The sequence below is a fragment of the Shewanella sp. SP1S1-7 genome, assembly GCF_031932105.1.
GTDB classification, from domain to species: domain Bacteria; phylum Pseudomonadota; class Gammaproteobacteria; order Enterobacterales; family Shewanellaceae; genus Shewanella; species Shewanella baltica.
The window spans coordinates 46,952-72,378 of record NZ_JAUOEU010000017.1 but is presented as its reverse complement, the minus strand read 5'-3'; the positions used below and the strand labels follow the sequence as shown (position 1 = coordinate 72,378).

Here is a 25,427-nt window from a genome sequence, read left to right as displayed (position 1 = left end):
CATGGCAACTATAATTTTATCGGTTGAAATCGGTCACTGGATCGCCGCGATCACAGACACTTCAACCAAATATTCGGGCTCAGCAATAGCAGCCTGCACGCAAGCGCGGGCTGGTGCATGGCCTTTAGGCACCCAAGCATCCCATACGGCATTCATCGCATCATAATCACCCATGTCTTTCAGATAGATAGTCGCTGACAATATATGCTCACGTGAACTCCCCGACTGAGCTAACAAGGTATCGACTTCCTCCAGCATAGTGACGGTTTGCTCAGTGATATCTTGATACTTATCCTTCGCCACTTGGCCACACAGATACACAGTACCTTGGTGAATGACTATGCTGCTCATGCGGGTGCCAACGTCTAAACGGGTAATGCTCATATTGATCATCTCTTAAATCAGTACATTGAAATAAAGGGTTTCACTCAAACCGAATAGGCCATTTTAACGATAAACAGGCGTTATGTCTGCGCCGCTAACTTAGGCCAAGGCGAGTAGAAACGTGCCATCAAGGCAAATAAACCGAGACCACAGCTCACCACGGCCAACCACACTAACGGCGTCGCCACAGCTAAATTCACTAATTGGAATCCTACCAAGGCCGAACACGCCGCGATTAACGCGAAAGGCAACTGAGTCACCACGTGGTCATGGGGAGCGCAACCTGAACTGGTCGCACTGAGCACGCTGGTATCTGAGATGGGCGAGCAGTGATCGCCAAAAACTGACCCCGCCATCACAGCGCTCAATACAGGCAATAACAGATGAGGATCTAAATTATGGGCAATCTCAGCGCCAATCGGGATCATAATCGCAAATGTTCCCCAGCTTGAACCCGTCGCAAAAGCCATAATCGCGCAGAGTAAAAACATGCCCGCCACCAGCAAGTGCGGAGAAAGATAAGACTTAGCCCAAGCAGCTAACAATTTCGCCACGCCAAGATCTTGGATCACAGCGCCAATCATCCAAGTACAGAGCAAAATCGCAATGGCGAAAGCGATCATACGCACACCGTGGCTCAAGTCCCCCACTAACGCCGTTAAACGTCGCCCAGACAAGCTCAACATAATCAGAGTGACTAAGGTCGCCAACAAACAAGCGTCGCGCATAGAGGCGCCAATATCAGCCTTAGCCAGCCAGAGCGACACATCCCAAGACGAGACCTGCTGAGCCCCCGACCACAAAGTTAATCCCACTGAAGCCAATAACAGCGTCAGCATAGGAATAGCAAGCAGCCAAGGATTTCCCCTAACCTCGACCGCATTTGAGGATTTGGCCTCTATAGGGGCAACAAAAGAGCGAAACCCCACACCATACCAAGCGACAAGCACGGATAAACCTAAAGTCACTATGGCGTAAAAATTAAATAAAGCCACATCGATAAAGGCTTCCAGCGGTGACACGGGCAAAAAGCTGATCCCCGCAATCAGAGCCATCACATAGGGGCCCCAGCTAGAGAAAGGCAATAGCGCACACAGAGGTGAAGCGTTGGAATCGACCAAATAGGCGAGCTGATCATGACGAATGCCATAACGCTGGCTTAATGGCTGACAAACATGGCCGACGGCAAGACAACTGAAAATTCCATCGATAAACACTAACCAACCGAGGAAAACGACGCCCAGACGCGCCTGACGTTCAGTGCGGATACGGCTATAAAGCCAATCACCAAACTGACCCACGGCGCCGCCACGTGCTAATAACTGCGTCATGCTGCCTAGCAGCAACATGGCCAATAGCACATTGAGGTGCCACGCTTGCCAAGCACCTTGGGCATAGAATTGTTTAACGCCGATATCAAGCAAATACCGCCCAGTTTGCAGTGGATCAAATTGGGCGATCAATAGGGCGCCAGAGACGATGCCGACGCCTAACGCCACCAGTGTACGACGTAAAAACAGGGCTAAGGTTAAGGTCAACAGTAGCGGGAGTATGGCGAGCAGACTAGGCGACATGGACCATTCCGATAAAAAATAAAACCAAGAATACTAACGAGTTAATAACAAATGCAAAAAAACTTAATTTAGAACCCAGTAATAGGGTGTTTTTTGACCAAACGACAAGAATCGCTATTCCTTAAGTTCTAGGCACTGCTAGAATCACAGTCCCATCCAGAAACCATAGGACTCTCCAGATGAGCCTTGAATTACTGTCCAAACTGGAAACCAAAATCCAGGCTGCACTCGAAACTATCGAGCTTCTAAAAATGGAGCTTGAAGAAGAGAAGCAAAAAGCGTCTACGCTGAGTGAGCACAATCAACAATTGAATGCGCAAAACCAGCAACTACAAGAAGAACTCACTTCTTGGAACGAAAAAGTGACTGGCCTTGTTGGCTTGTTAAACAGCGAAATCTAAACTGCATTAGTTTGATGATGCTGCGCTTCGATCAGTTCGTTCAATTCTAAAATAGCCTGCTTCACTTTTGGCAGGCTTTTTCTTGGCAGCAAAAACCGTCCCTTCTCAAATTCCAATCGTCCTAAGTCTTTAACCCAAATAACACCAGTGAGAAAAATACGCGCATGCTTAACGATAAGCTTAGGTGCGTAGACAGGAAAAACTCTCATATGACCACCTACAAGCATTCTTGTTGTTATTGATTACAGTTGTTTGACAGAAGCTTTACCACTTGAGTTTCATCGTTAGCGTGCTTTTTTTCATAATTTATTGCCAAAAACAGTTAATCATCTGATTTAGTTAACTTATCAATTTGCCACGCTGTAACCCAAATAAACAAAGCGCCATAATAATGTCACTTGCCATTTTTTTGACGCTCTGCTAAATTAACAGCGTTACTCAGGGTAAAAATGAGTCCTCTGGCTCAAGTCCGTACTTTCTTTTACAAGAAGTACGGTTTTTTTTGCCCTTTTTTTTGCCTCACTTTTATTCAATAAGTTCAAGCGACTAACCTCAAAATCGCCTAGTCTGCGCCGTACCGCAATAAAAAAGGAGCCCTCAGGCTCCTTTCAAACTCAGTATATTCAGCATTATCACAAACCCGCATGACAGTGATGTGATAACGCCATAAAACTATTTTTTGGTTAAGTAGAAAGCGATATCTAACAGTTCGTCGTAGGATTTAATCGCGCCAGTCTCAACACGATACTTACCGTTAACGACAAGAGCAGGTACGCCTGTCAGTTTAGCGTTTTCAGTATCACGCTTCATTTTCGCCATCTGCGCCTTCACCATGAAAGATTCTGCCGCCGCATCGAAGGTTTTACCATCGACACCGTTAGCCACGAAAAGGGCACGAATATCGGCAAGGCTAGTAAAGTGTTCTTTTTTCTCATGAATGGCAGAAAATAACGCCGCATCCATTTTTTCATCGACATTTAACTGATGTGCAACAGCAAATGCGCGTGACATTTCAACGCCCATTTCTTTACCAATAAAATCAACGTGTGCTTGGTTAAACGCTACGCCTTCTGGCTTTTCGGCGAGAATTTTTGGCACAACTGTTTTAGAGAAATTAAAGCAGTGTGGGCAATAGAAAGAGAAAAACTCAGTGATCTCTGGCTTAGCGGTTGCTGGGCCATCATTAATCACTGTGTAGTGCACACCTTCTTGGTATTCCACAGCCGATACAGCCAGTGGCGCCAGTAACAAAGCCGCGGCCATAAGTAATACTTTTTTCATGAACATTCCTTAAATCATTTTTGATAAATTGGCTGGAGACTAACATATTCCATTTTTTGAGTGTAACTCAAGCTTAAGAGTTCAATCTAATGTCACAAGATACGTCTGTGACATCATATTTTGCTCAATACTAATAAGGCACTAGGCTCAGTGGTGGCTCGCCAAGGGCAAAAAGCTGCTCCTTAAATGCCAAGATCTGCTGTTCCCAATACTTTTCATCCCCAAACCAAGGGAAGTTCATCGGGAAAGCTGGATCGTCCCAGCGACGACCAATCCACGCGTTGTAGTGCACCATACGCAGCGCCCGCAGCGGTTCAATCAAGGCTAACTGCCTTGTATCAAACTCACAAAACTCTTCATAGGCTTCGAGTAATATCTCAAGCTGCATCAACTGCTGCGCTCTATCACCCGTTAACATCATCCATAAATCTTGAATCGCCGGCCCCATGCGAGCATCGTCTAAATCGACGAATCCGGGACCATCTGGCGTCCACAAAATATTGCCTGGGTGTAAATCGCCATGCAAACGAATGGCCGCAAAATCTTGGCGATCCCAAATCGCATTCGCCTTAGCCAACACTTGCTCAACGACGGTAAAAAACGGCAAGCGTAGGCTGTTAGGTACCAGATTGGATTGCTTTAACCACGCGAGCGGCTCGGCGCCTAAAATCTGCGGATTCAGCGGTTCACGTTCAGCAAATACAGTTTGCGCTGCGTACTGATGTATACGACCGATGAATCGACCCACTAATTCCAGCTGTTCTAAATTATCGACTTCAAAGGCACGGCCACCCAAGGAAGGAAACAGGGTAAATCGATAGCCTTGGTACTTGTGTAAGGTATGACCTTCGATGATCACAGGTACCGCAATTGGGATATCTTCTGCCGCAAGTGCGAGCGCATAATCATGCTCCTCTTGGATCTGCGCGTCGCTCCAACGGTCGGGACGATAGAACTTCACCACATAGCGCAGACCTTCATCGCTGCGGAACTGATACACGCGGTTCTCGTAACTGTTTAGCGCGAGCAAGCCTGTTTCTGGGTACACGCCCAGACTTTCGATCGCATCTAAGATCAAATCCGGTGTTAGCGCTTGAAAATGAAACTCAGCGCCGCTAGAACTCGTGGTTGGTGGCGTCATATTCTGACTCATATTCAGTTCACTCTTAGGTGAGGTTGCAGCAAAGTGGCTAAGTATTCCAGCACCTCAAAATCGGCTTCTCGTTCGGTCGAGAGCCAGCAAATGTTGCCGTAAAACTCATAATTGAGCCATAACTGGCTGCCTTCAAATTCTAATAACCATTGATGCCTGTCGGCGCCCCACTGACGCTCGCGCACAGTGCAATCGAGCGCCGCGGCTAAGGGTTCGGCAAAGTCGGCGAAACGATCAAAATCGATATCCGCACTGACCGCTAAACTTAAGGCGCTTCTATCTAAGCGAATGGTATCTAAGCTAATGGCTTTTAGATGCGTGCTTGGTAATTTCATGCTTGTTATCCAATCAACTACTACATGACATGATCAAACCTTGGCCCCAGTCCGGTGGACGCTTGGCCAAGTCTTCATGTTCTGCGTGTTCAGCAAAGGGCTGAGTTAAGATTTTTTGCAGCAAATGCAGCGGCGCAAGATTACCCTCTTCTACCGCGATTATCGCCTCTTGGGCTAAATAGTTACGCAAAATATATTTGGGATTCACACTATTGCGCTCAATTTGCCACGCAGGGATATCAGCCACCGCGCCCAATCGCTGTTGATAGGCTTGATACCAAGCATCAAACTGGCTGACATCGATAAAGTCATCCCGCAGCGCACTGTGTTTGCTGGTCGGATCTAACTTACCTAATTGACGCCAAGTCTGAGTGTAATCAAGCTGATTTTTCTCCATCAGCACAGTGAATCGACCTATGAGGTCGAGATCCTGTTTGTCCTGCTCTACCGACGAGACATCAACTACTGAAAGACCTAGTTTTGCCCGCATCAAGCGCAAATAAGGCTGCACTAGCGCCTCTTGGTATTGATTAAGAATGGCAATTAAGTCATCGGATGGGATCACAGGTGTGAGCGCCTGCGCTAAGCGTTGCAAGTTCCACAAACCGACACCCGGCTGCTGACCAAAGGCATAGCGACCTTCGGTATCCGAATGATTGCAGATAAAATCTTCTTGAAATGTATCGAGGAACGCAAAGGGACCGAAGTCAAAACTGTCACCCAGAATCGACATATTGTCTGTGTTCATCACGCCATGGGCAAAACCGACCGCCTGCCAGTGGGCAATCATCTTGGCGGTATCTTGCACTACCTGTAAAAACCACGCCTTATAGCCTGCGGCATCACAACTCAAATGGGGATAATGCTGAGTAATAGTGAAGTTGAGTAATTGGATCAGTTTATCGGCGCGGCCGCGCTCACTGTGGCAGAAAAACTCGAAATGACCGAAACGAATATGGCTGCGGGCTAAACGCACGGTAATAGCTGCGGTTTCTTGGCTCTCACGCCATACGGGTAAGTCAGAGCCAATCACGGCCAAGGCGCGGGTCGTCGGCACATGTAAATGATGCAGCGCTTCAGAGACTAAAAACTCACGTACGGCAGAGCGCATAACGGCGCGGCCATCACCACGGCGCGAATATGGCGTCGGACCGCCGCCTTTAAGGGCAACATCCCATGCGCCATTTGGGCCAATCGCTTCACCTAAAATGATCGAGCGTCCATCCCCTAAGCGCGGCGTGTAACCGCCAAATTGGTGGCCGCTATACACTTGAGCATAGTAAGTCGCGCCATCGACGGCGGCATTGCCAGACAAGCCCAATAACAGCTCATCTGTGGGTTGGCTTAAGCCAATCAATTGCGCAGCGTCATCACTCCATGCCAGCCATTCAGGCTTAGTAATCCCTTGCGGGTAAACTTGCGAGTAAAACTCAGGTAACTGCGTAAAAAAATCCTGTTTAAACTTCATCTTGTCCACCTATTGGCTCATGGTCTTGCAAACCAGCACCGACTTATCGTCGAACTCACATAGGTGCCCACATTGATACACCCCAAGGCCAAAGCCACTCACGCCAGAGCTGCTTAGACGCTGCATGCCGTGGGCCTTGCTCTGGCATTGCGCTAGGGTGTCGTAGTAGCCATTAATATCCTCGGCCTGCAAAGGCGTCACCGGAATGGCACTCACATCGGGATAATAAAATAGGGTCCATTCTGGGGTTTTAGTACAGCCACTGAGTAGCAATAATCCAAGCCCGAATAAGACATTCGGTAAGGCATAGCTTAGTTTCATTTTTCCCCTATCAAGCCCATAAAAAAAGCGAACCTTAGTTCGCCTTTTGCGCATTCAGTTAGCAGGGATTCTACACTGCTTAGACGAGGGAAATAACCGCTTTTCGTTTAAGGGTTTACCCGCTAAGCACTCCCAACCAAAGTGTTAAGCCGTAGTTGCTTTAGCCTGTGCTTTCTCAATCCGATTGATCCGGCCCTCAAAGCCAGTGACAGTGCCATCGCTCAGCCCAAGCTCTAATGCTTTACGGCAAATGACAATGGCGGCATCGAAGGCTTGGGTATCATTCAGCAAGGTGGCTAAATGCAAGAAACCGGAAGACTTAAGCTCTGTATCCTTGCCTTGCTCGGCGCTAGCCGCTTGGAACAGTGCGACATATTCTTCAGCTAACTGAGCGCCATAGTTGAGATAATCCGCCGATTTACGCTGCTTGTAGCACTCTGCGACCATATTTTGCAGCGCGGTATAGCGAGCACTGGCTGACGTTGCCCCTTGATATTCTTCAAAGGCCCGAACTAAGGTTACATTCGCCCAAGCCCCTGGCGCACCGACCTCTGAACGCGTGCTCGATGCAGGCTCAGCTTCAGTCTTAACGTCAGCTTGTTCATCTGTTGGCGTGGTGCCTAAAATGATCACCGCCTCTTCATTATGGGCCGCAGGAATATCGACTTCGATGATATCTGTGTCTAGCTCCACCGAAATGTTCGCCGGCTCATTCGTCTCACGGGGCATTAATTCAGCTTCAACTTCGATGATAGGCTCAACTTCCACCACGCGAGTGTCCTCAGCCTGCTCAACTGGCTCAGGCTCTACGCGCTCGGGTTCAGCAGCGGAGGAAATAGGTACCTCTTCGGTAGGAACAACAGGTTTTACCGTGGTCGACTTAGGTTTCATCGCCTCTTGTTCTTCTTTCGCCAATCGCTGCGCGCGAAGGAATAAAAACACCCCGACAGCAATTAGTATAAATACGACTATGATCTTCATTCTTGTTCACCTTTGATGGCCGCTTCTCGTCAGAAGCCGTGTCAATTGGTTTGCCAAAATCCATTAGGACAGTGTCCATGGCAACCGAGTCTAGCTAAAAATTGAGCAGAGATTAACCGCTATTAAAGTCCATTGTGTCGGTGTAAATCAAGTATTTATGCCTTTTTATACGATCTTGCGCTCAAATAGTTATAGCCAATTGCGCTAGACTGACGCAACCGTGTTGCCTTATCACCCCAATTGCCCAGCTTACGACAAATATAAGGAAAACCTGATGCAAAGTATTCTTATCGTGGCCCACGCTAGCCCCTACGGGACAGAAAAGCTATTTAACAGCCTACGCATCGCATTAGCACTGAAGGATCAGGATGAACAAGCCGTCGATCTTAAACTCTTTCTCATGTCTGATGCCGTGTTTGGCGCACTCAAAAATCAAACCACACCCGACTTAAGCTACAACCTACAACAGATGTTCGAGATCCTCTCAGTGCAGCAAGTGCCGATCCTGCTTTGTAAGACCTGCGCTCAAGCGCGAGGCGTCACGGCGGAAATGATCATCGAAGGCGCGCACATAGGTACGCTACAAGATTTAACTCGCTGGACACTGGCTGCCGACAAAGTGATGCATATCTAAGGTTTATTTTTAGGTGTGACATTGGGGATAGTTGAATTATTTGAAGCCCTATTTTGTGCGCACCTTCATAAATTGGCGCTTTCATTTTGTCAGCGTCAATTTCTCTGCCTATGATGGGATATCCGAGTGACAAGCTAAGGTATTCCAATGGGCACAGCCACACTGCTTACGGGCAAACTCCTGTACGAACACCAAACCATTGCCGCTATGGTAACGATTTATTGCAAGGCGAAACACCAAGGCCAAGACGCGATAGGCCTATGTGCAGATTGCATTGAGTTATTGGATTATGCCGCAACGCGCCTAGATCGCTGCCCCTACGGACAAAGCAAACCCACCTGTAATAAATGCCCTGTACATTGCTACAAACCAGCGCAGAAACAAATCGTCAAAGAGATCATGATCTTCTCCGGTCCTAGGATGCTGTTACCGCATCCCATTCGCGCAATCAAACACTTACTCGCGGAACGCATTCCCGTTCCCAGCGTTGTGCCAGAGGCGGCTTCAAATCGTCATCGGCGCATAGCCAACCAGCAGAAAAACTAACGGCGATACTTTTACCGAGCCGATTTCCCTGATATAACAGGGCTCGAGGTATCGCATATGAACGATTTTAATACTTTTTTCGCTCAAGCTTACTGGTGGTTGTCGTTATTCGGAGGCGTACATTGCCTCGCGTTAGCTATTTATATTCGCTACTTTTATCACCCAGACGGTAACCAAAAACTCCTCGCCGCTTTCTTAAGTCTCATCGCCCTGTACTTCCTAACGGGATTGTTGAACCGCGATAACAGTCCAATTCCGATCCATATTCTATTCAACCTGATTAACCCTATCTATTTTTTGCTTATGCCTTTGCTCTATCTCTACTGCAAACGCAGCTTAGTACCAACTAATAAACCACTAGGGTTTTCAAAACATTACTGGCCGTCAGCATTCACCTTAGTTTTCGCCATTTTAGATATCGCCCTAAGATTAAGCGCGCATCCCAACGGGGAGTGGCAACCTTTAACCCAGATGCTGAAGGAAATTAGCATTAGCCAATGGGGCGCCATACTGCCCGCACTGCTATCAATACAAACCTGTTGTTACTTTATCGCGCTGTGGGTGCTGTTTCGTCGGCATAAACGCAATCAAACTGATGCCACATTAACCCAAGAGGCGCTCGGTACCATTCGGTTTCGGTGGCTGATAGGTTTGACTTTAGCCATGTTGTTGAACTGGTTGATCCGCGTGTTTGTGGTGATTTTGCCCTTCTATCTTGGTGATAACTTATCGTTGCTATCCCATGCGTTACCAAGACTCACCTTACTGCTGAGCATGTATATGTTGGCCGTATACGGCCTGAAACAAATCACCCGATCTGCCTACCTAAAAGGTCGCCTAGCTAAACCCCAATCACGGCCACGCCCGATCGCGATTGAAAATGTGCTCACCCCTGAGGAGTATGAATTCTTACATCAAATTCAGCAGGACGACACAGAAAAACCCCAAGCTTCTTCACCACCTAAGAACTAATTAGCGAAACCACACTCCTATAATCACCATCAATATCACTCCAACCATTGAGTCGAACACTGAACCTAAGCTGACACAGGAGTCACTTTTGGCTGTCATTTGTGTCGATAAAGGCTAGTCTGGAGCAACTGAAGACTTGAAGAGGCGTTACCATGAAATCATTTTTAACTGCCATTGCGGCATCGACATGCCTTATCGTGAGCCTATTTGCGGCGCCCACTGCACATGCGGATGAAAGCTATGATCAGGCGGTAGTCAATTTCCAAAAAGCAAAAGAAACCAGTAAGTTTTTCGACACAGCCTATGGCTATGCGTTATTCCCGACTGTGGGTAAAGGCGGCATAGGCATTGGCGCAGCCTATGGCAAGGGCCGAGTCTATCAAGGCGGTGTTTATATGGGTGATTCGAGCCTGACTCAATTATCCATCGGTTTTCAATTAGGTGGACAAGCCTACAGCGAGATCATCTTCTTTAAAGATGCTAAAGCCTATGAAGCCTTCACAAGCGGCAGTTTCGAGTTTGATGCCCAAGCCTCGGCGGTTGCCATCAACATGGGTGCAAGTGCTCAAGCGGGAACCACGGGCAACTCCGCAGGCGCAGGCCAATCGGGTGGTAATCGCTCAGCAAGCGGCTCTTACATTAACGGTATGGCGGTATTTACCGCAGCAAAAGGCGGCTTGATGTTTGAAGCAGCACTTGCGGGTCAAGCCTTTAGCTTCGAACCTAAAGCTAACTAATGCGAGTCATTAAACGGTTAAATCAAACGGCGAGCCTCAGTGCTCGCCGTTTTGTTAGATATGCTCTAACCTATGGTTCAAAAGTGCGCGCGACACTACTCATGCCCCCAAGGTTTTGGCGGTAATGCGACGGGTTGAGTGAGATCAAAATCGACTTTGAAATCGCGGTTTTCGCGCGTAAGTTGATAGCTAAACGTTGTTGGGGTGATTTCCATGTGCCACACATTCGTGATCGACTGGGTTAGCCCATTCTTAACGAAGTTATCGATAGATTCCCGATCAATGGGGAACGATTGTTTCAGCACCGTCCCGTCATTCATGGTATCGCCGCCATACATAGTCACAGCATCTTCGCTGCCATCTTGATGGCGATGATCGTGTTTCAACTTAAGCCCTTGCTGCGTTTTAGTCAGCACCCAAGTACGTGAATGGTCATCACCCACATGGAACGGGATCTTAAGCTCAGTGTCACTGCATTCGCGCACGTGCATAATTAAAGACTTACCGCTAAAGGCCGAGTCCGCAGTGTCACCCGAAACTACTTTGCCCGCAAAGGCTTGGCCGCAATGGACGGCGATTTGCGCGAAGAAAGTATTCTGCGCTTCAGTGGATAAGGGCTCAGCTTGAGCCGCTATGGATGGTAAGGCAATCGAAGACAAACTGGCGAGCGCGAGACTCTGTAGGGCAATTCTGGACTTCATCTTGTTCTCCATTTTTTAGATGAAAAACACCCTAACACTAGGAAATAAATTCAAACTGAATTTCACCTAGTGTTAGTGATGATAAGCCAAGTGATTACCAGCCGATATACGTGCGTGAACGGTTACCGAGACGCTTCTTGATAAAGCGAGCCGTAATGATACTTCCCACCATCAGGAAGATAAAAATCCCCGCAGAGAAGAGCACGCTAGTGACCCAAGATCCCGGCGGTAAACGGTAACGCATTAAGGTCGCAGTGGCGTTAAACATCATGTCGAACAGCGGATGAATAAAGAAAATCGCAAAACTCATCTCAGCCACTTCCACTAACCAAGGCAATCGACTGCGCCCCGACAACCATTCGCAGAAATTCAGCACTAACACACATAAACAGAGTTTTTGAATAAACTGCCAATCGATGCCGTTATATTCAAACGGAGCCTTATGGTAGTTACCAATATGCTGCACTATGTAAGTTTGCTCGACTAAGCTCACCACTAAAAAAATCATCGCGAGGGCAGTAAAGATAGAACCAAAGCGCATCACAATATGTTCATCTTGCGAATATAAAATACCAATCAAATAGAAAGGCATAAAATACACCACTGAGTGGATGAAATTGACGTTGCCTATGGGTCTATGCAGCAGAATTGCCACCACACAACTCAGAACAAATAGCGTCCAACGCATCTGCTGTGAGCAACGGATAAACCACAAAAATATCGGCGAAAATAAAAACACCGCCATGATGAATGGAATATACCAATGCGGATACAGGATATAACCGTTACGTATGGTGTAAAAAATACTCAGCAAGAGTTTATCGAGCGACTGGTGCTCCATAAAAATCCAGCGCAAACACAAACAGAATAAACCGATCAGAGAGACGACTAAAAAAGGATAAAGTACGTTCTGTACTTTGTTCTTCATGAACTTGCTGTAGTCGAAATCCTTATAAAAAATACGATGGAAAAAGTACCCTGAGATAAACACGAACAAAGCCGTGCCACCGCGTAATAGGTTTTCCAACAGCAGCGGGAAACCTTCTCCAGAGTTGTAAATACTGTGGCCAAGCACGATAAAGATAATCGCAATGCCACGCATGTAGGTAAATTCGAGCTGATTTTTTCTCATTATTAATTCATCGCACAGTAGAGGGTTCTTCCATCAACAACACTCGCAGAAACCCTAATAGTTCCATGGACTTCTGCTTCATTGAATACCAGATACTGACCCTCACGCTGAAAGGGGAATGCCAAAGGTAACAGAGTTGCAGCCTCAATGCCCTCACAATAATTTTGTACAGGAACATCGAGTAATGGACTGCCACTCACTGACAAGTTACTAAATTGCGCGCTCATCCCTAGATAGGCTTGCGTCATTTCATCTTGGTACGGCACAACATAAAAACCAGAACGCACATCACCCACATCAATAAAACTACTGCTATCGCTCACGCTCGGCATCACCAATAACGGTACTCTAACGTCTTGCGCATTCAATAATAGCTGCGACAATTTCGCTTGAGTGGCAGGATAATACGCTAGCATTTGCTGTAACGGCTTCTTCTGTTTATTGTCTTTTCTTTCCACCGGCGGCACTGGTTTCACGCGATTTAACAGTAAATCTAGCGGTAACATGCCCGACATGACAGACTCTTTCCACACATAAGGGTCTTGAGTGCTATCCAACAATATGCCCGCCAGAGCACCGATGTTTTCCGCCTCCGCCGTCCAACCACCCAACATTTTCCTCTGCTGGTAATAGTCGTGCACATATTGGGTCAGTATTTGCTGATAACCGAGTAAGGTTTGATTTTGGCTTAAGATACGTGCGCCAGCGGCCAATTCCACATACTTAGCGCTGCCTTCGACGAGGTCGTTGATGTAACCGACTCTATCCTCGTTTGGCGCAATTTGACGCCATTGCTGCAACCAATAGGCCGCATGGCTCAAGTGTAATGACTGCTGCTCGGGCTGTGCCAGCGCCGCCATTAAGGCATCAAACAACTGTAAACGGTAATAACGGGCATCGAGGCTGAGCGGAAACACTTCGCCCTCGTAACGCCTGCCCTCTTCTAAAACTCGCCATTCGGATTGCGCATAAAAGTGAAAAGCTTCATGCAGACCATTACTGGCCCAGATTAAAAAGGCTAAATCCGTAGGCTTAGTGTCGGCAGTAAATTGGATGTTCGGCGCTTCGAGTTGGATTAATACCCCTGGCTGACCTTGATATTGCGGAAAACCGAAATTAATCGACAAACCAGACTGCAGGTTGACTGACTCTAAGACACTATTATCTTGAATGATTTCGCCACCGGGCTGACGCAGCCAGACGTTGCCGCCATAACTAAAGAGGTGCACTTTATCTTCGAGGCGAAAACCCGGCCACAAAGCTTCGCTCTGGCGACTATTCTGCGCCATAAAATCGAGGTAAAGACGGGCGAGTTGTTCCGGAGAGGCCTCATCGGCAAACGCGGGGGTAGCGGCAGAGACACCTAAAAACCATAGGATCACTACCATAATATTTTTCATTTATCTGCCTAAACAAACACAAGGGGTTTACAAAACAGCGCTAGCATATAGCGCAATCAAGCAATAGTGAAACGTTTGCAAAAAAATATTTTTACCCCAGAAAATCTAAGTAAAAACCAAATCCACGACTCCTAATAAAATCATATTTTTAGCGCAATTTAGCATCACTTAGGTCTTGGCGAGCACATTAGGCTTAAGCCTTAGGTTCCGTCTGTTTATCGCCAAACCAGAGTGCCAGTTTATCCGCCGCGAGGGATTTCACTTCGTCATCAATATATAAGGTCACCATAGTCAAAGCCGCGGCAAGCGCACCTAAGTCATCGGTAAAACCCACTAAAGGCGTAAGATCGGGGATCGCATCTAAGGGAGAAATAAAATACGCCAAGGCACCGAAGATGACAGACTTGGCCCATTTAGGCGTATTCGGCTGCTGCGCCGCATAATAAAGCCACAGGGCACGCTCGATCACTTCCCTGCCCGCCTGACGGCTAAAGAGTTTAACCTTGTTCCAAAATCCGCTGTCGGTAAATTGCTCATCCGCCATTATATCGCTCCTGCAGCTTGAGATTGTTTGAGTATCAATCTATTCCTCCTCACAGTGTACGACGATAAGCCGCAGGGGTCAGGCCAAATTGTTGCTTAAAACGTAAGGAAAACTTTTCCGCCGATTGATAACCACAGGCTAAGGCCACTTGTAGTAATGGCTCGCCCGAGTTTTGCAGCATGGCCAAACCATGGCTCAGCCGGACTTCGACTAACAACTGCCTAAAACTGGTGTCTTCTAACGCCAATTTACGCCTAAGGCTGGCCGTGCTCATGTGTAACTTGTCGGCAATATCCTCCTGCTGCCATGGCGCCGAAGGACTCACGCTCATCAAAGCCAAGGCCGCTTGAGTCACGCTGCGTTGCGTGTGGCCATACAACCAGTTCACACTGCGTTTATCGGGTAAACTGAGCAGTAACGCAGCCAGATAATGCAGCTGAACAGAATCAGCCAGCGACAAGCTCAAACTTTGTAATAACGCATTCCAAGCTAAGTCCACCGCGCGCGATACGTTTTGGACCGGCATAGGATCGCGCCAATCGGCCGTGCTCAATAAAATGCCTTGGGGTAAATCGTAGGGAAGCAACAATTGCACCGCCCGATAGCGCCCAAGAAAAGGTCGATTCACAAAGCTAATATGCGAACCCGCAGGAATTAACAGTAACTGACCTTGGCCTACCAAAACGGATTCATCTTGCCAGAGTAAAGACTTTTCCCCATGGATAACCCGAATAATTGATGGCTGGTGCACAGGTACTTGAGATAAAGATTGTGCCTGCTTCGAATCATATTCAAACAAACGGATCATGATACCAGCCTAATTATTAATAGATTATCTGTTATATACCGCAGTCAACTTGGCACTACCTAAGGCTTGTGCTCTAAGCATAAAGCCTAATAATGCAGGGCTAGCGTCCTTTGGCAACTCTAATGCGCTGGGCAATGCCCACACAATGAATTCATACCTGTGTACGCCATGACCTTCGGGCGGACAAGCGCCACCAAAGTCGGTGGTGCCATAGTCGTTCTTCAAGGCAATAGCGCCTTTGGGCAGTGCATCGGCATGCGAACCCGCGCCCTGCGTCAATGATGTTTGCGCTGCGGGTAAGTTATATACCGCCCAGTGCCACCAACCGCTGCCCGTTGGCGCATCAGGATCATAGGCCGTCACCGCAAACGCTTTCGTCCCCACAGGTATGTCAGTCCAAGTCAGTTGCGGCGAAATGTTTTCACCTTGGCAACCAAATCCATTAAATACTAATTGTGATGTGAGTTTATTGCCCTCGCTCATATCTTTGCTCGTTAACGACATAGCATGCGCCTGTCCAAATAAGCCCAACACTAAACTTGCACCTAGCCACCATTTATTCATGTCTATCTCCCATTAATGTTTCGACCAGACTAATCTACGTCAATCCAAAAGATCACATCTGCCCTAAAACGGCAACTTTCTGCCCCAAATGCTCAAATGTGAGAAAAAAACTGTCATTTTTGCAATCTTTCAGCATGCACGTGATTTTGTAAAGAGAATTTATGCATAACCATGCAAGTTCGTCGTACGGTATAAATCAAGAAGCTTATTACTACAGCCCTTTAATTAAAATCAGAAAAAAAGAATAAGATGTTTTATGCAAAAATAATTATTTAAATAACACTGACAATATTTACTTTCATAATTTAGATAAAGATACTTAAGTATGATTGACTCAGTTTAATATCGATTAAATAAGTTAAATTTAAGCGCCAATTATTAAAAAGTAAGACATAGGTCATGATTTTATTTATAACTCGCATATAAACTTCACTCCGTAATAAAACCTAACTGTTTTCTCTAAGTCATAATGGAGTCGTATATGAAGAGGAAATCTAAAATAATGGCGCATATCCGGCGCACGCGGCATATCATGATGCCTAGTCAACGTGACTATTTCGATCATTCCTTTATCTTCCTCCGCTAATCTCAGCGCAGGTTGTAGGCCAATAAACAGGTCTAAAGTGCTATTGCTCTAAATTTTGCAAACACTTAATGTACTGTCTTTTTTTGGTTTATTATCTTGCGTCACTATCAAAGCATTCTTTTATCAGTGCAGTTTTACTGCGGCTAAGCTATTTGCACGTCAAATAAATACATTTTAGTTTTATTTATTTCGCGACATTGGCATAACCACATCTAATTTGCACACGGAATAGCTATATCTAATTTTCATGCCATTAATGTTTTTAATTAGGTATAGGCACACTTGTATCTATTTTTTAAAAAGTAAAAGGGAAATTAACTATGAAATCATTAAAAGTAGCCGCTAGCTTATCTGTTAGATCTTGTTTCGATATCGACAGAGAAGTCGTCAATGTACTAACCACAGATTTTTGTGATGTGGGCGCGGCTGTAGTCTCTGTTGATGATGTTAGAAATGGTATTGTTGAAAAGATTAAAAACACCGGATTGAAACTACCGATATTCGTTTCAGTTTGCTGTGAAGAAACTTTCCCGGACGATGTTTGCTCATCGATTACTGGGGTATTTGAACTCTGCGGCGATAACACTGACTTCTACGGAAAACAGGTTGAAACGGCAGTCAATAAATATGAACAAGCACTATTACCGCCTTTCTTCGGCACCTTGAAAAAGTACGTTGAAATGGGTAATTCCACCTTTGCTTGCCCGGGTCATCAGGGCGGACAATTCTTCCGTAAGCATCCTGTGGGCCGTCAATTCTTCGACTTTTTTGGCGAAACGATTTTCCGCGCCGACATGTGTAATGCCGACGTGAAATTAGGTGATTTACTGATCCATGAAGGCGCACCACTCGATGCACAAAAATACGCAGCCAAAGTCTTTAATGCCGATAAAACCTATTTTGTACTTAACGGGACTTCATCCTCAAATAAAGTGGCGACTAATGCGCTATTAGCTAAGGGCGATCTCGTTTTATTCGACCGCAATAACCACAAATCAAACCACCATGGCGCGTTAATTCAAGCAGGTGCCACGCCGATTTATTTAGAAACCGCGCGTAACCCCTTCGGATTTATTGGCGGTATAGATGCCCATTGCTTCCAAGAATCCTATTTAAGAGATCAAATTCGCGAAGTCGCCCCAGAAAGAGCCGATGAAAAACGCCCCTTCCGTTTAGCGATTATCCAACTCGGCACCTATGACGGCACTATCTATAATGCTCGTCAAGTCATTGACCGTATTGGCCATCTTTGTGACTATGTCTTATTCGACTCGGCTTGGGTCGGTTATGAACAGTTCATCCCTATGATGAATGACTGCTCGCCACTCTTGCTCGAACTGACCGCCGAAGATCCCGGTATTATCGTGACTCAGTCGGTGCATAAACAACAGGCGGGTTTCTCGCAAACATCGCAAATCCATAAAAAAGACAAGCATATCAAAGGACAAGATAGATATTGTAACCATAAACGCTTCAACAACGCTTTTATGATGCATGCCTCTACTAGCCCCTTCTATCCATTATTTGCGGCGCTAGATGTGAACGCGAAAATGCACGAAGGCGCGAGTGGTCGTTATCTGTGGCGTGAAGCGGTAAAAGCGGGTATCGATGCACGTAAGCTATTGCTCAAAAAGTGTAAATATATCAAACCATTCGTGCCAACAATGATCGACGGCCGTCTATGGCAAGACTATGAAACCGAACAAATGGCCGATGACTTACGCTTCTTCGAATTCGAACCTGGTCAGAAATGGCACTCCTTCGAAGGTTATGAAAAAGGCCAATACTTTGTTGACCCTTGTAAATTCCTATTAACGACACCCGGTATAGATGCAGAAACCGGTAAATATACCGAATTCGGTATTCCAGCAACTATTCTGGCTAACTTCTTACGGGAAAATAATATTATTCCTGAGAAGTGCGACTTGAATTCAATTTTATTCCTGATGACACCTGCAGAAGATATGGCCAAGATGCAACATCTGGTCTCGCAAATATCTCGTTTCGAGAAATTAGTCGATGAAGATGCGCCTTTATCTGAAGTACTACCTAACGTCTACAACGCGAATAAAGCACGTTATCAAGACTATACCATCCGCCAACTTTGCCAAGAAATGCACAATCTTTATGTCAGTCATGACGTAAAACAACTGCAGAAAGAAATGTTCCGTAAAGCGCATTTCCCAACCAAAGTGATGGACCCACAGGAAGCAAATCTAGAATTTATTCGTGGCAAAGTCGAACTCGTTCCGCTGTCGCAAATTGAGGGAAGAATTGCCGCCGAAGGTGCGCTGCCATATCCACCAGGTGTGCTGTGTATGGTACCGGGTGAAATTTGGGGCGGTTCGGTGCAACGTTATTTCCTCGCTCTCGAAGAAGGTATCAACCTATTACCTGGATTCTCGCCAGAACTGCAAGGTGTTTATCTTGAAAATACCGCAGACGGCAAAATTCAAGCTATGGGATATGTATTAAATAAATAATGAAAACTGACTGCAGAGTTAATTAACCCCGCTCTGCAGTCAATTTCAAACCTCCTATAATAAGTCACCTAAATTAGGTTATTAATATGAGTAAATCAGCAAATAAAATTGGTGTAATCCAATTAACTATTATCACCATAGTCAACATGATGGGCTCAGGCATTATTATGCTGCCAACCCAACTCGCTCAAGTCGGTACCATTTCAATTTTATCTTGGCTAGTCACAGCGGCGGGTTCTACAGCCCTCGCGTTTGCTTTTGCCAAGTGCGGTATGTTCAGTAAGAAATCCGGCGGTATGGGCGGTTATGCTGAATATGCTTTCGGCCGCTCAGGCAACTTTATGGCCAACTATACCTATGCCGTCTCGCTGCTCATCGCCAACGTCGCGATTGCTATCTCGGCTGTGGGTTATGCCGCCGTATTGCTCGAAGTCAACTTAAGCCCTATGGCAATTTGTCTTGCGACCATTGGCGTACTTTGGCTAGCAACCGTTGCCAACTTTGGCGGTGCTCGCATCACGGGCCGTGTGAGTAGCGTGACAGTATGGGGGATCATTCTGCCCGTGATTGGCGTGTCGTTAATTGGTTGGTTCTGGTTCGACATCGACCTCTACAAAGGCGCATGGAACCCGCATGATATGCCATTCTTCAAAGCGTTAGGCGGTTCTATCGCGATGACTTTATGGGCGTTCCTCGGTCTAGAATCGGCCTGCGCCAACTCAGAAGCCGTCGATAATCCAGAGAAAAACGTCCCTATCGCTGTGATGGGCGGTACCTTAGGTGCGGCGGTGATTTATATCGTCTCTACTAACGTGATTGCAGGTATCGTACCAAACGCTGAACTTGCCATGTCGAATGCGCCCTTCGGTTTAGCCTTCGCGCAAATGTTTAATCCTGTGGTCGGTAAAATCGTGATGGCCTGTGCCATTATCTCTTGTACTGGCTCACTTTTAGGTTGGCAGTTCACTATTGCCCAAGTGTTTAAAGCCTCTGCCGATGAAGGATTCTTCCCTAAAATCTTCTCTAAAGTCAGCAAAGCCGATGCGCCAATTTGGGGCATGACAATTATTGTTTCTATCCAAACCGTCCTTTCATTAATGACTATTAGTCCATCGCTAAGTAAGCAATTCGAAGCCTTAGTGAACCTCGCCGTTGTCACCAATATTGTGCCTTACATACTGTCGATGGCAGCCCTTGGGGTAATGCAAAAACAACTTAAAGTGCCTGCCCATAAGGCCCGTATTGCTAACGTAATTGCCGTGATCGGTGCTTTATATAGCTTCTATGCCCTGTATAGCTCAGGCGAAACCGCAGTAATGCTTGGCGCCATGGCCACCTTCTTCGGTTGGACTATCTTCGGTGTGATTTCCAACAAAGCAATGGTTAACGATACACGTCCAGCCTAAATCCGGCTAACGCACTATCAAAACGATTAACAACAGCATCTAAAAGAACAGTTACTCAGGGATCATAGGCTAAGCCTATGATCCCCTGGAGAATACTTGCTCATTATCGGGGGATTTATGAATAAGACTTGTCTTGCTTTAGTGTTACCTATGCTATTAACAGCCACCAGCAGTCAGGCGGTTGAGCTTTATAAAGATCAAAAAAACACATTAGATTTAACTGGTTGGCTAGGGTTCGCAGCCTTGAATGACAGCCACGACACCTCAGTTATTGACGATTCTTCGCGCCTCAGATTTAGTTTCGAGCGCAGCGAAAGAAATGGCTGGACCGCCTTTGCTACCACGGAATGGGGGATCAATATGGTCTCCAGCGACGATGGTCTAGTGATGCAAGGAGGCAAACTCGCCGCCGAAAAGACCGATGATTTTCTCTATAACCGCTTAGGTTATGTCGGCATGTCCCACGATGACTGGGGGAGTTTGAGCTTTGGTAAACAATGGGGCGCCTATTACGATGTCGCCGGCACCACAGATTTACCCAACGTTTTCGCAGGTTACAGCGTTGGTGCTTACACCTTTGGCGATGGCGGCCTCACCGGCACAGGCCGTGCCGACTCCGCCTTTATTTACCGCAATAGTGTCGGCCCAGTGCAAATTGCCCTGCAATATGCCGCCAAAACCAATGGCGATGTCAGCTTAAAAAATGATGACGGCAGCGAGATGAGTAACTCTGAGCTGAGTTTCGACAGCAGTTATGGCGCCAGCATCACCTATGCGGCAACCGACAAATTCAAGCTACTAGCAGGCTTTAACCGCGGTGATTTTGAAGGCCACTTAGGTAATACCCAAGTCGATGAAACCAATGAAATCATCGGCATTGGTGCCATGTATGGTGACTACTACCACTATGCCGAAGGACGCGAAGCCAGCGGTCTTTATGTGGGTTTTAACGCTCACCAAAGTAAGAGTAATGAACTGGTCAATGGTGATCTCTACGACGCTACTGGTGCCGAGTTGATGACAGCCTATCAATTCGACAACGGTTTTGTGCCTATGGTCGTGCTCAGTTATTTAGATTTAGACACAGATGCAACTACGCCCATCCAAGGTAATTGGACCCGCCAATTTGCCATGCTGGGACTGCACTATCGCTATAGCAAGGATACCGTGATGTTTGCCGAAATGAAGTTAGATTTCAGTGATATGGATGATGCCGCACTCGAAGCACAGGAAGACAACAGCTTCGCAGTCGGGATTAATTACTTCTTTTAAGGCTCAAGGGGATATTAACCAAGGTGGCTAAAGCGCTCATTCAACTTTGGCATTCCTTGGTCATATATAGCAGGACTGTTTTGAATAACAGTCTTCAGTGGCTGTTTTAATCACATGTTCAATTAACCATGTTTTGCAGGACAGGCAGCTCGCGTCATCGCTCATATGCGTGAGCTTATTTGAGGCTGAGGTGCGGCGCACGTTTCGTCTACAAACGCTCGCCGTAACACTCATTGGATGGTACCGCAGGCTTACCATTATCTCTACGCCACTCCAAGTCAATTTCTGGAGTGGTTTTTTTTCAATGTCGAGCGGCTAGCTCCAGATTTGCTTCGACCTTCGGCGGCACTTATTAATACCGACGACTGTCGTTCAGCTACCCCTTCGCTTTAAAGGCTAATCTGCAACATCATGATAAAGCAGACAAGCCTCGCGTTAAGTTCCAATAACCAACTTATGCTTATGCTTCGCCATTTATCGCCTGAATACAGCGCTGTACCACCTCTTCGAAAGTGCCATCTATGCTCACTTGGATAACGTCAGCTTCATCGGTCGCAGGCATCTCCAGCGTGTCGAACTGACTCTTGAGTAGCTCAATCGGCATAAAGTGGGCTTTTCTGGCAAACATGCGCTCTTTGACTAATTCAAAATCTCCGTACAGATGAATAAACACCAGCTTACTGTTGTTATGACGGATCAAGTCACGATACTGGCGACGTAGCGCAGAGCAGACAATCACCCCCTGTTCACCTTTTTGTTCAATGCTATACACAGCATCGTTGATGCGCTCAAGCCAAGGAGCGCGATCGCTATCGTTGAGCGGTGAGCCAGATTTCATCTTGATAATATTGGCTCTAGGATGCAGATCATCACCATCGATAAATTTCGTCTCTAAAGCCTCTGCGACCGCGGCACCAATCGAAGATTTGCCACAACTAGAGACGCCCATGAACACATAGCTATTGCCTTTTTTTCTCTCAGTCACTTTGTTAACCTCATGCCAATTCTCGAATTTAGTCACTTCCCACTCTACCATATTACGGGTAACATGTTACCGGTAACCTACAAAAATGTGGACAACTTAACTAACAAGGAAAAGTCCTCTTATGTCTGATATGTCATTGATTCTGACAGCGCTGGGTTCAATCGCCCTGCTACTGTTCTTAGTGATGAAAGTGAGATTACATGCAGTGGTATCACTGATACTGGTGTCGATCATTGCCGGCCTTTTCTCTGGTATGAACCCAGCCGATATCACCAATACTATTCAACAAGGTATGGGGGGAACACTGGGCTTTGTGGCGGTTGTGGTCGCTTTGGGAGCCATGTTTGGCCGGGTAATGGAAGAGACTGGCGCGCTAGATCAGATAGCCCATACACTGCTGAATAAATTTGGTAACGACAAAGCCCACTGGGCGATGACCTTTACTGGCTTTATCTGTGCGCTACCCCTCTTCTTCGACGTTGCTGTGGTGCTGCTGATTGGCATCGCCTTTGCCGTGGTTCGTAAAGGGGGTGGCAGCGTCGTTAAAATTGGTATTTCACTGCTCGCGGGTATTGCTACCTGTCAGGCGTTTCTTATCCCTGCACCTGGGCCAATTTTAGTTGCTTCCCAGCTCAATGCCGACTTTGGCTACATGATAGTCTTTGGTCTGCTGGCATCGATTCCGGCGATGATTCTAGGCGGTCCACTCTTTGCCAGTCTCATCTCGCAAAAAGTCCATGTTGAGCTACCAGCCCACGAGCAGCAAGAAAAAGGTGAACGAGAAGGTGGACCTATTCCCTCATTCGCGCTCTCAATCAGTATTGTGATTTTTCCACTGCTGCTTATCGGTTTAAAGACGGTGGTGTCACGCTTTATTGATGAAAAATCCGATCTGCATAATTGGCTCGCCTTGATAGGTCACCCTTTCACCGCCATTCTGCTTGCCTGTTTAATCGCATTTTATGTGCTGGGCGTGAGACGTAACATTCCCAATGACCGCATCATGGAAATCTGTAGCAGTGCGCTCCAACCTGCGGGGGTCATTATTCTCGTCACCGGTGCTGGCGGAGTGTTCAAGCAAGTACTGATTGATTCGGGTGTCGGCGATGCGTTAGGGAATATGCTGGCAGGTTCGGGATTACCGATTGTGATACTGGCATTTATTTTGTCGGCTTCGGTGCGCGTGATCCAAGGGTCGGCAACCGTGGCCATGTTAACGGCTTGCGGCCTTATCATCCCGATACTTGAACCATTGAACTTAGATGGTGCTCAATTGGCGGCGATTACGATTGCCATTGGCGGTGGTTCGATTGTGCTCTCGCACGTTAATGACTCAGGCTTCTGGCTCGCCAACCGTTTTCTTGGATTGTCAGAAAAACAAACGCTGCAAACCTGGACGGTAATGGAAACCATTATTGGCACGACGGGCGGCATAGTTGCAGTCATCATCTCAGCGTTTCTCTAACGCAAGCCAGTGATCAAAAACATTAGGCATTAGGCATTAGGCATTAGCCGTTAAGCGAAAGATCGAGGGGAAGTCTACAATGTTTCCCCTAAATCAATACGATAGCCCAGATCGATAACCGATTCTGCTATCTCTTTGCCATTTAACCTATCTAATAGCTCAGTGGCAGCAATTCGACCGATCTCCTTTCTCGGGGTAATAATGCTCGCCAATTTTGGCGTCATGGATTGCCCTATATCATGGCCATGAAACCCTGCAACGCCTATTTGTTCTGGGATCTTGATGCCTTGTCTTTGGCACTCAAATATCACCCCCGCCGCTAAATCATCGTTGGTACAGAAAAAGCTATCCACATAGGGATATTTCGCTAAGGTTTGCTGCAATAACGACGCACCCAAGGAAAACGACGAGGCCTCATTGGTGGTCATCGCCAAAGGTGTGAGCTTGGCTTCCTGCATCGCTAACTCGTAGCCTCGCATCTTAAGCTGAGTGCGAATATCCATGCGCGCGCCTAAGTAAGCAATGTGGCGATAGCCTTTTTCAATCATGGCCTTAACCATTTCGCATGCGGCCGCTGTGTTATCAAAACCCACACACTGTTGAATCGAAGGCGACACGCTATCCATCATTTCGATGACAGGAATGCCCGCCGTTTCAATCATTCGCACGGTACGCGGTGTGTGGTAACTTTCAGATAAAAGTAAGCCATCGATATTGTAAGAGAGCAGTGACGCCACCCGCTCCTCTTCTAATTCGGGCTGATATCCGTAGTGAGCTAGCATAGTTTGATAACCGCGCTGACCAGCCACATTCTCGATACCGCGTAATACTTCAGCAAATACTTGGTTGGTTAACGAAGGCACCAATACGCCAATGGCGCGACTGGTTGCTTGCGCCAAAATTTCCGGCGCACGATTAGGGATATAACCTAAGGTTTCTAGCGCGATAGCTATTTTTTCTTGGGTGCTTTGCGCCACCCTTGTTGGATTTTTTAAATAGCGGCTCACCGTCATTTTGGTGACCCCAACTTGATCGGCAACATCTTGAAGAGTAGGTCTACGCTTTTTATTCATAGTATCTAATGTTAGTTAACAAGCCGTGGGATTGGTGAGATGTATAGCTAAAATATCGAATATAAACAAATAGTAGACATAAGCATCAGACAGAGATCTTATAATAGTTCGCCCTGTGATACCAGTTAGGACGCTTTTAGCGGGATGATCTTACTAGCTAGGCCGCTCCAAACTTATGTCTGGAGCGGCCTTTGCACATTATTTGTGATGGCTAAAAGTGA

At 46.7% G+C, this 25,427-nt stretch carries 27 protein-coding genes; 10 read left to right on the top strand and 17 right to left on the bottom strand.

Features of this window, described 5'->3' with window-relative positions; translation table 11 throughout:
• Positions 1 to 33: 33 nt before the first annotated feature.
• Both Q4Q49_RS14095 and Q4Q49_RS14090 read right to left on the bottom strand, forming a co-directional pair.
• Entirely contained in the window at positions 34 to 384 is a 351-nt protein-coding gene (locus Q4Q49_RS14095; protein ID WP_311990715.1) for a RidA family protein, read from the bottom strand.
• Positions 385 to 464: 80 nt separating this feature from the next.
• The gene (locus Q4Q49_RS14090; RefSeq protein WP_311999639.1) at positions 465 to 1,958 is read right to left on the bottom strand and encodes a Na+/H+ antiporter NhaC family protein; all 1,494 of its coding nucleotides are present in this window, start codon (positions 1,956 to 1,958) and stop codon (positions 465 to 467) included.
• A 179-nt stretch (positions 1,959 to 2,137) separates the two neighbouring features.
• On the opposite strand from Q4Q49_RS14090, the gene Q4Q49_RS14085 reads away from it, so the two are divergent.
• The gene (locus Q4Q49_RS14085) at positions 2,138 to 2,359 is read left to right on the top strand and encodes a cell division protein ZapB (RefSeq protein ID WP_006083484.1); all 222 of its coding nucleotides are present in this window, start codon (positions 2,138 to 2,140) and stop codon (positions 2,357 to 2,359) included.
• On the opposite strand, the gene Q4Q49_RS14080 is transcribed toward Q4Q49_RS14085, so the two are convergent.
• From Q4Q49_RS14080 to Q4Q49_RS14050, 7 genes are all read right to left on the bottom strand, one after another.
• Complete coding sequence (locus Q4Q49_RS14080; protein WP_006083486.1) at positions 2,356 to 2,568, bottom strand: DUF1107 domain-containing protein; 213 nt, start codon at positions 2,566 to 2,568, stop codon at positions 2,356 to 2,358. The two genes, Q4Q49_RS14085 and Q4Q49_RS14080, sit on opposite strands and share 4 nt — an antisense overlap.
• A gap of 463 nt (positions 2,569 to 3,031) precedes the next feature.
• The gene (locus Q4Q49_RS14075; protein WP_220776584.1) at positions 3,032 to 3,640 is read right to left on the bottom strand and encodes a thiol:disulfide interchange protein DsbA/DsbL; all 609 of its coding nucleotides are present in this window, start codon (positions 3,638 to 3,640) and stop codon (positions 3,032 to 3,034) included.
• Positions 3,641 to 3,770: 130 nt separating this feature from the next.
• The gene (locus tag Q4Q49_RS14070) at positions 3,771 to 4,793 is read right to left on the bottom strand and encodes a serine/threonine protein kinase (protein ID WP_006083490.1); all 1,023 of its coding nucleotides are present in this window, start codon (positions 4,791 to 4,793) and stop codon (positions 3,771 to 3,773) included.
• Positions 4,794 to 4,795: 2 nt separating this feature from the next.
• Positions 4,796 to 5,128, bottom strand: a complete 333-nt coding sequence (locus tag Q4Q49_RS14065) for a DUF3630 family protein (protein WP_071940629.1) — start codon at positions 5,126 to 5,128, stop codon at positions 4,796 to 4,798.
• Positions 5,129 to 5,141: 13 nt separating this feature from the next.
• Positions 5,142 to 6,596 (bottom strand): protein adenylyltransferase SelO family protein, encoded by a 1,455-nt coding sequence (locus Q4Q49_RS14060; protein ID WP_311891205.1) that lies wholly within the window; start codon positions 6,594 to 6,596, stop codon positions 5,142 to 5,144.
• Positions 6,597 to 6,605: 9 nt separating this feature from the next.
• The gene (locus Q4Q49_RS14055; RefSeq protein WP_012090451.1) at positions 6,606 to 6,917 is read right to left on the bottom strand and encodes a hypothetical protein; all 312 of its coding nucleotides are present in this window, start codon (positions 6,915 to 6,917) and stop codon (positions 6,606 to 6,608) included.
• 144 nt (positions 6,918 to 7,061) lie between these two features.
• On the bottom strand, positions 7,062 to 7,898 hold the full coding sequence (locus Q4Q49_RS14050) for a hypothetical protein (protein WP_012090452.1): 837 nt from the start codon (positions 7,896 to 7,898) through the stop codon (positions 7,062 to 7,064).
• Positions 7,899 to 8,172: 274 nt separating this feature from the next.
• Here Q4Q49_RS14050 and Q4Q49_RS14045 point away from each other — a divergent pair, with 274 nt between their 5' ends.
• The 4 genes from Q4Q49_RS14045 (at position 8,173) to Q4Q49_RS14030 (ending at position 10,787) form a co-directional block, all read left to right on the top strand.
• Positions 8,173 to 8,532 (top strand): DsrE family protein, encoded by a 360-nt coding sequence (locus Q4Q49_RS14045; protein WP_311999638.1) that lies wholly within the window; start codon positions 8,173 to 8,175, stop codon positions 8,530 to 8,532.
• Between the two features lie 147 nt (positions 8,533 to 8,679).
• Complete coding sequence (locus Q4Q49_RS14040) at positions 8,680 to 9,078, top strand: nitrous oxide-stimulated promoter family protein (protein ID WP_311999637.1); 399 nt, start codon at positions 8,680 to 8,682, stop codon at positions 9,076 to 9,078.
• 57 nt (positions 9,079 to 9,135) lie between these two features.
• Positions 9,136 to 10,050, top strand: a complete 915-nt coding sequence (locus Q4Q49_RS14035; RefSeq protein ID WP_311999636.1) for a hypothetical protein — start codon at positions 9,136 to 9,138, stop codon at positions 10,048 to 10,050.
• A 152-nt stretch (positions 10,051 to 10,202) separates the two neighbouring features.
• A complete protein-coding gene (locus Q4Q49_RS14030; RefSeq protein ID WP_106649140.1) occupies positions 10,203 to 10,787 on the top strand; it encodes a YSC84-related protein in 585 nt (194 codons plus the stop codon).
• Between the two features lie 95 nt (positions 10,788 to 10,882).
• On the opposite strand, the gene Q4Q49_RS14025 is transcribed toward Q4Q49_RS14030, so the two are convergent.
• The 6 genes from Q4Q49_RS14025 to Q4Q49_RS14000 all read right to left on the bottom strand — a co-directional run bounded on the left by Q4Q49_RS14025 (position 10,883) and on the right by Q4Q49_RS14000 (position 15,936).
• Entirely contained in the window at positions 10,883 to 11,488 is a 606-nt protein-coding gene (locus tag Q4Q49_RS14025) for a hypothetical protein (RefSeq protein ID WP_311999635.1), read from the bottom strand.
• Between the two features lie 94 nt (positions 11,489 to 11,582).
• Positions 11,583 to 12,620 carry an acyltransferase gene (locus Q4Q49_RS14020; protein WP_311999634.1) on the bottom strand — a complete coding sequence of 346 codons (1,038 nt, stop codon included), beginning with the start codon at positions 12,618 to 12,620 and terminating at the stop codon, positions 11,583 to 11,585.
• A 2-nt stretch (positions 12,621 to 12,622) separates the two neighbouring features.
• Positions 12,623 to 14,020 carry a hypothetical protein gene (locus Q4Q49_RS14015; protein ID WP_311999633.1) on the bottom strand — a complete coding sequence of 466 codons (1,398 nt, stop codon included), beginning with the start codon at positions 14,018 to 14,020 and terminating at the stop codon, positions 12,623 to 12,625.
• 193 nt (positions 14,021 to 14,213) lie between these two features.
• Positions 14,214 to 14,564, bottom strand: coding sequence for a YkvA family protein (locus Q4Q49_RS14010; protein ID WP_259561510.1), 351 nt, complete (start codon positions 14,562 to 14,564; stop codon positions 14,214 to 14,216).
• A gap of 49 nt (positions 14,565 to 14,613) precedes the next feature.
• Positions 14,614 to 15,372: an AraC family transcriptional regulator gene (locus Q4Q49_RS14005; RefSeq protein WP_311999632.1), complete on the bottom strand. Its 759-nt coding sequence runs from the start codon at positions 15,370 to 15,372 to the stop codon at positions 14,614 to 14,616.
• Between the two features lie 24 nt (positions 15,373 to 15,396).
• A complete protein-coding gene (locus Q4Q49_RS14000; protein ID WP_311999631.1) occupies positions 15,397 to 15,936 on the bottom strand; it encodes a YbhB/YbcL family Raf kinase inhibitor-like protein in 540 nt (179 codons plus the stop codon).
• Positions 15,937 to 16,405: 469 nt separating this feature from the next.
• Here Q4Q49_RS14000 and speFL point away from each other — a divergent pair, with 469 nt between their 5' ends.
• The 4 genes from speFL (at position 16,406) to Q4Q49_RS13985 (ending at position 21,683) form a co-directional block, all read left to right on the top strand.
• The gene (speFL, locus tag Q4Q49_RS22195) at positions 16,406 to 16,522 is read left to right on the top strand and encodes a leader peptide SpeFL (RefSeq protein WP_100199882.1); all 117 of its coding nucleotides are present in this window, start codon (positions 16,406 to 16,408) and stop codon (positions 16,520 to 16,522) included.
• A gap of 320 nt (positions 16,523 to 16,842) precedes the next feature.
• Positions 16,843 to 19,005: an ornithine decarboxylase SpeF gene (gene speF / locus Q4Q49_RS13995; protein WP_311999630.1), complete on the top strand. Its 2,163-nt coding sequence runs from the start codon at positions 16,843 to 16,845 to the stop codon at positions 19,003 to 19,005.
• An 86-nt stretch (positions 19,006 to 19,091) separates the two neighbouring features.
• Entirely contained in the window at positions 19,092 to 20,411 is a 1,320-nt protein-coding gene (gene potE / locus Q4Q49_RS13990) for a putrescine-ornithine antiporter (protein WP_311999629.1), read from the top strand.
• A gap of 117 nt (positions 20,412 to 20,528) precedes the next feature.
• Positions 20,529 to 21,683, top strand: a complete 1,155-nt coding sequence (locus Q4Q49_RS13985) for a porin (protein WP_063884635.1) — start codon at positions 20,529 to 20,531, stop codon at positions 21,681 to 21,683.
• Positions 21,684 to 22,143: 460 nt separating this feature from the next.
• On the opposite strand, the gene Q4Q49_RS13980 is transcribed toward Q4Q49_RS13985, so the two are convergent.
• On the bottom strand, positions 22,144 to 22,704 hold the full coding sequence (locus tag Q4Q49_RS13980) for a gluconokinase (protein ID WP_311999628.1): 561 nt from the start codon (positions 22,702 to 22,704) through the stop codon (positions 22,144 to 22,146).
• 85 nt (positions 22,705 to 22,789) lie between these two features.
• On the opposite strand from Q4Q49_RS13980, the gene gntU reads away from it, so the two are divergent.
• Positions 22,790 to 24,133 carry a gluconate transporter gene (gene gntU, locus Q4Q49_RS13975; RefSeq protein WP_006083518.1) on the top strand — a complete coding sequence of 448 codons (1,344 nt, stop codon included), beginning with the start codon at positions 22,790 to 22,792 and terminating at the stop codon, positions 24,131 to 24,133.
• 74 nt (positions 24,134 to 24,207) lie between these two features.
• Here the strand turns inward: gntU and gntR are convergent, their stop codons facing one another.
• On the bottom strand, positions 24,208 to 25,206 hold the full coding sequence (gene gntR / locus Q4Q49_RS13970; RefSeq protein ID WP_311999627.1) for a gluconate operon transcriptional repressor GntR: 999 nt from the start codon (positions 25,204 to 25,206) through the stop codon (positions 24,208 to 24,210).
• Between the last annotated feature and the right edge of the window lie 221 nt (positions 25,207 to 25,427).

Bases quoted from the DNA above. Each gene is read 5' to 3' on its own strand.
- Q4Q49_RS14095 (WP_311990715.1), bottom strand. From the start codon at position 384: ATGAGCATTACCCGTTTAGACGTTGGCACCCGCATGAGCAGCATAGTC.
- Q4Q49_RS14090 (WP_311999639.1), bottom strand. From the start codon at position 1,958: ATGTCGCCTAGTCTGCTCGCCATACTCCCGCTACTGTTGACCTTAACC.
- Q4Q49_RS14085 (WP_006083484.1), top strand. From the start codon at position 2,138: ATGAGCCTTGAATTACTGTCCAAACTGGAAACCAAAATCCAGGCTGCA.
- Q4Q49_RS14080 (WP_006083486.1), bottom strand. From the start codon at position 2,568: ATGAGAGTTTTTCCTGTCTACGCACCTAAGCTTATCGTTAAGCATGCG.
- Q4Q49_RS14075 (WP_220776584.1), bottom strand. From the start codon at position 3,640: ATGAAAAAAGTATTACTTATGGCCGCGGCTTTGTTACTGGCGCCACTG.
- Q4Q49_RS14070 (WP_006083490.1), bottom strand. From the start codon at position 4,793: ATGAGTCAGAATATGACGCCACCAACCACGAGTTCTAGCGGCGCTGAG.
- Q4Q49_RS14065 (WP_071940629.1), bottom strand. From the start codon at position 5,128: ATGAAATTACCAAGCACGCATCTAAAAGCCATTAGCTTAGATACCATT.
- Q4Q49_RS14060 (WP_311891205.1), bottom strand. From the start codon at position 6,596: ATGAAGTTTAAACAGGATTTTTTTACGCAGTTACCTGAGTTTTACTCG.
- Q4Q49_RS14055 (WP_012090451.1), bottom strand. From the start codon at position 6,917: ATGAAACTAAGCTATGCCTTACCGAATGTCTTATTCGGGCTTGGATTA.
- Q4Q49_RS14050 (WP_012090452.1), bottom strand. From the start codon at position 7,898: ATGAAGATCATAGTCGTATTTATACTAATTGCTGTCGGGGTGTTTTTA.
- Q4Q49_RS14045 (WP_311999638.1), top strand. From the start codon at position 8,173: ATGCAAAGTATTCTTATCGTGGCCCACGCTAGCCCCTACGGGACAGAA.
- Q4Q49_RS14040 (WP_311999637.1), top strand. From the start codon at position 8,680: ATGGGCACAGCCACACTGCTTACGGGCAAACTCCTGTACGAACACCAA.
- Q4Q49_RS14035 (WP_311999636.1), top strand. From the start codon at position 9,136: ATGAACGATTTTAATACTTTTTTCGCTCAAGCTTACTGGTGGTTGTCG.
- Q4Q49_RS14030 (WP_106649140.1), top strand. From the start codon at position 10,203: ATGAAATCATTTTTAACTGCCATTGCGGCATCGACATGCCTTATCGTG.
- Q4Q49_RS14025 (WP_311999635.1), bottom strand. From the start codon at position 11,488: ATGAAGTCCAGAATTGCCCTACAGAGTCTCGCGCTCGCCAGTTTGTCT.
- Q4Q49_RS14020 (WP_311999634.1), bottom strand. From the start codon at position 12,620: ATGAGAAAAAATCAGCTCGAATTTACCTACATGCGTGGCATTGCGATT.
- Q4Q49_RS14015 (WP_311999633.1), bottom strand. From the start codon at position 14,020: ATGAAAAATATTATGGTAGTGATCCTATGGTTTTTAGGTGTCTCTGCC.
- Q4Q49_RS14010 (WP_259561510.1), bottom strand. From the start codon at position 14,564: ATGGCGGATGAGCAATTTACCGACAGCGGATTTTGGAACAAGGTTAAA.
- Q4Q49_RS14005 (WP_311999632.1), bottom strand. From the start codon at position 15,372: ATGATCCGTTTGTTTGAATATGATTCGAAGCAGGCACAATCTTTATCT.
- Q4Q49_RS14000 (WP_311999631.1), bottom strand. From the start codon at position 15,936: ATGAATAAATGGTGGCTAGGTGCAAGTTTAGTGTTGGGCTTATTTGGA.
- speFL (WP_100199882.1), top strand. From the start codon at position 16,406: ATGGAGTCGTATATGAAGAGGAAATCTAAAATAATGGCGCATATCCGG.
- speF (WP_311999630.1), top strand. From the start codon at position 16,843: ATGAAATCATTAAAAGTAGCCGCTAGCTTATCTGTTAGATCTTGTTTC.
- potE (WP_311999629.1), top strand. From the start codon at position 19,092: ATGAGTAAATCAGCAAATAAAATTGGTGTAATCCAATTAACTATTATC.
- Q4Q49_RS13985 (WP_063884635.1), top strand. From the start codon at position 20,529: ATGAATAAGACTTGTCTTGCTTTAGTGTTACCTATGCTATTAACAGCC.
- gntU (WP_006083518.1), top strand. From the start codon at position 22,790: ATGTCTGATATGTCATTGATTCTGACAGCGCTGGGTTCAATCGCCCTG.
- gntR (WP_311999627.1), bottom strand. From the start codon at position 25,206: ATGAATAAAAAGCGTAGACCTACTCTTCAAGATGTTGCCGATCAAGTT.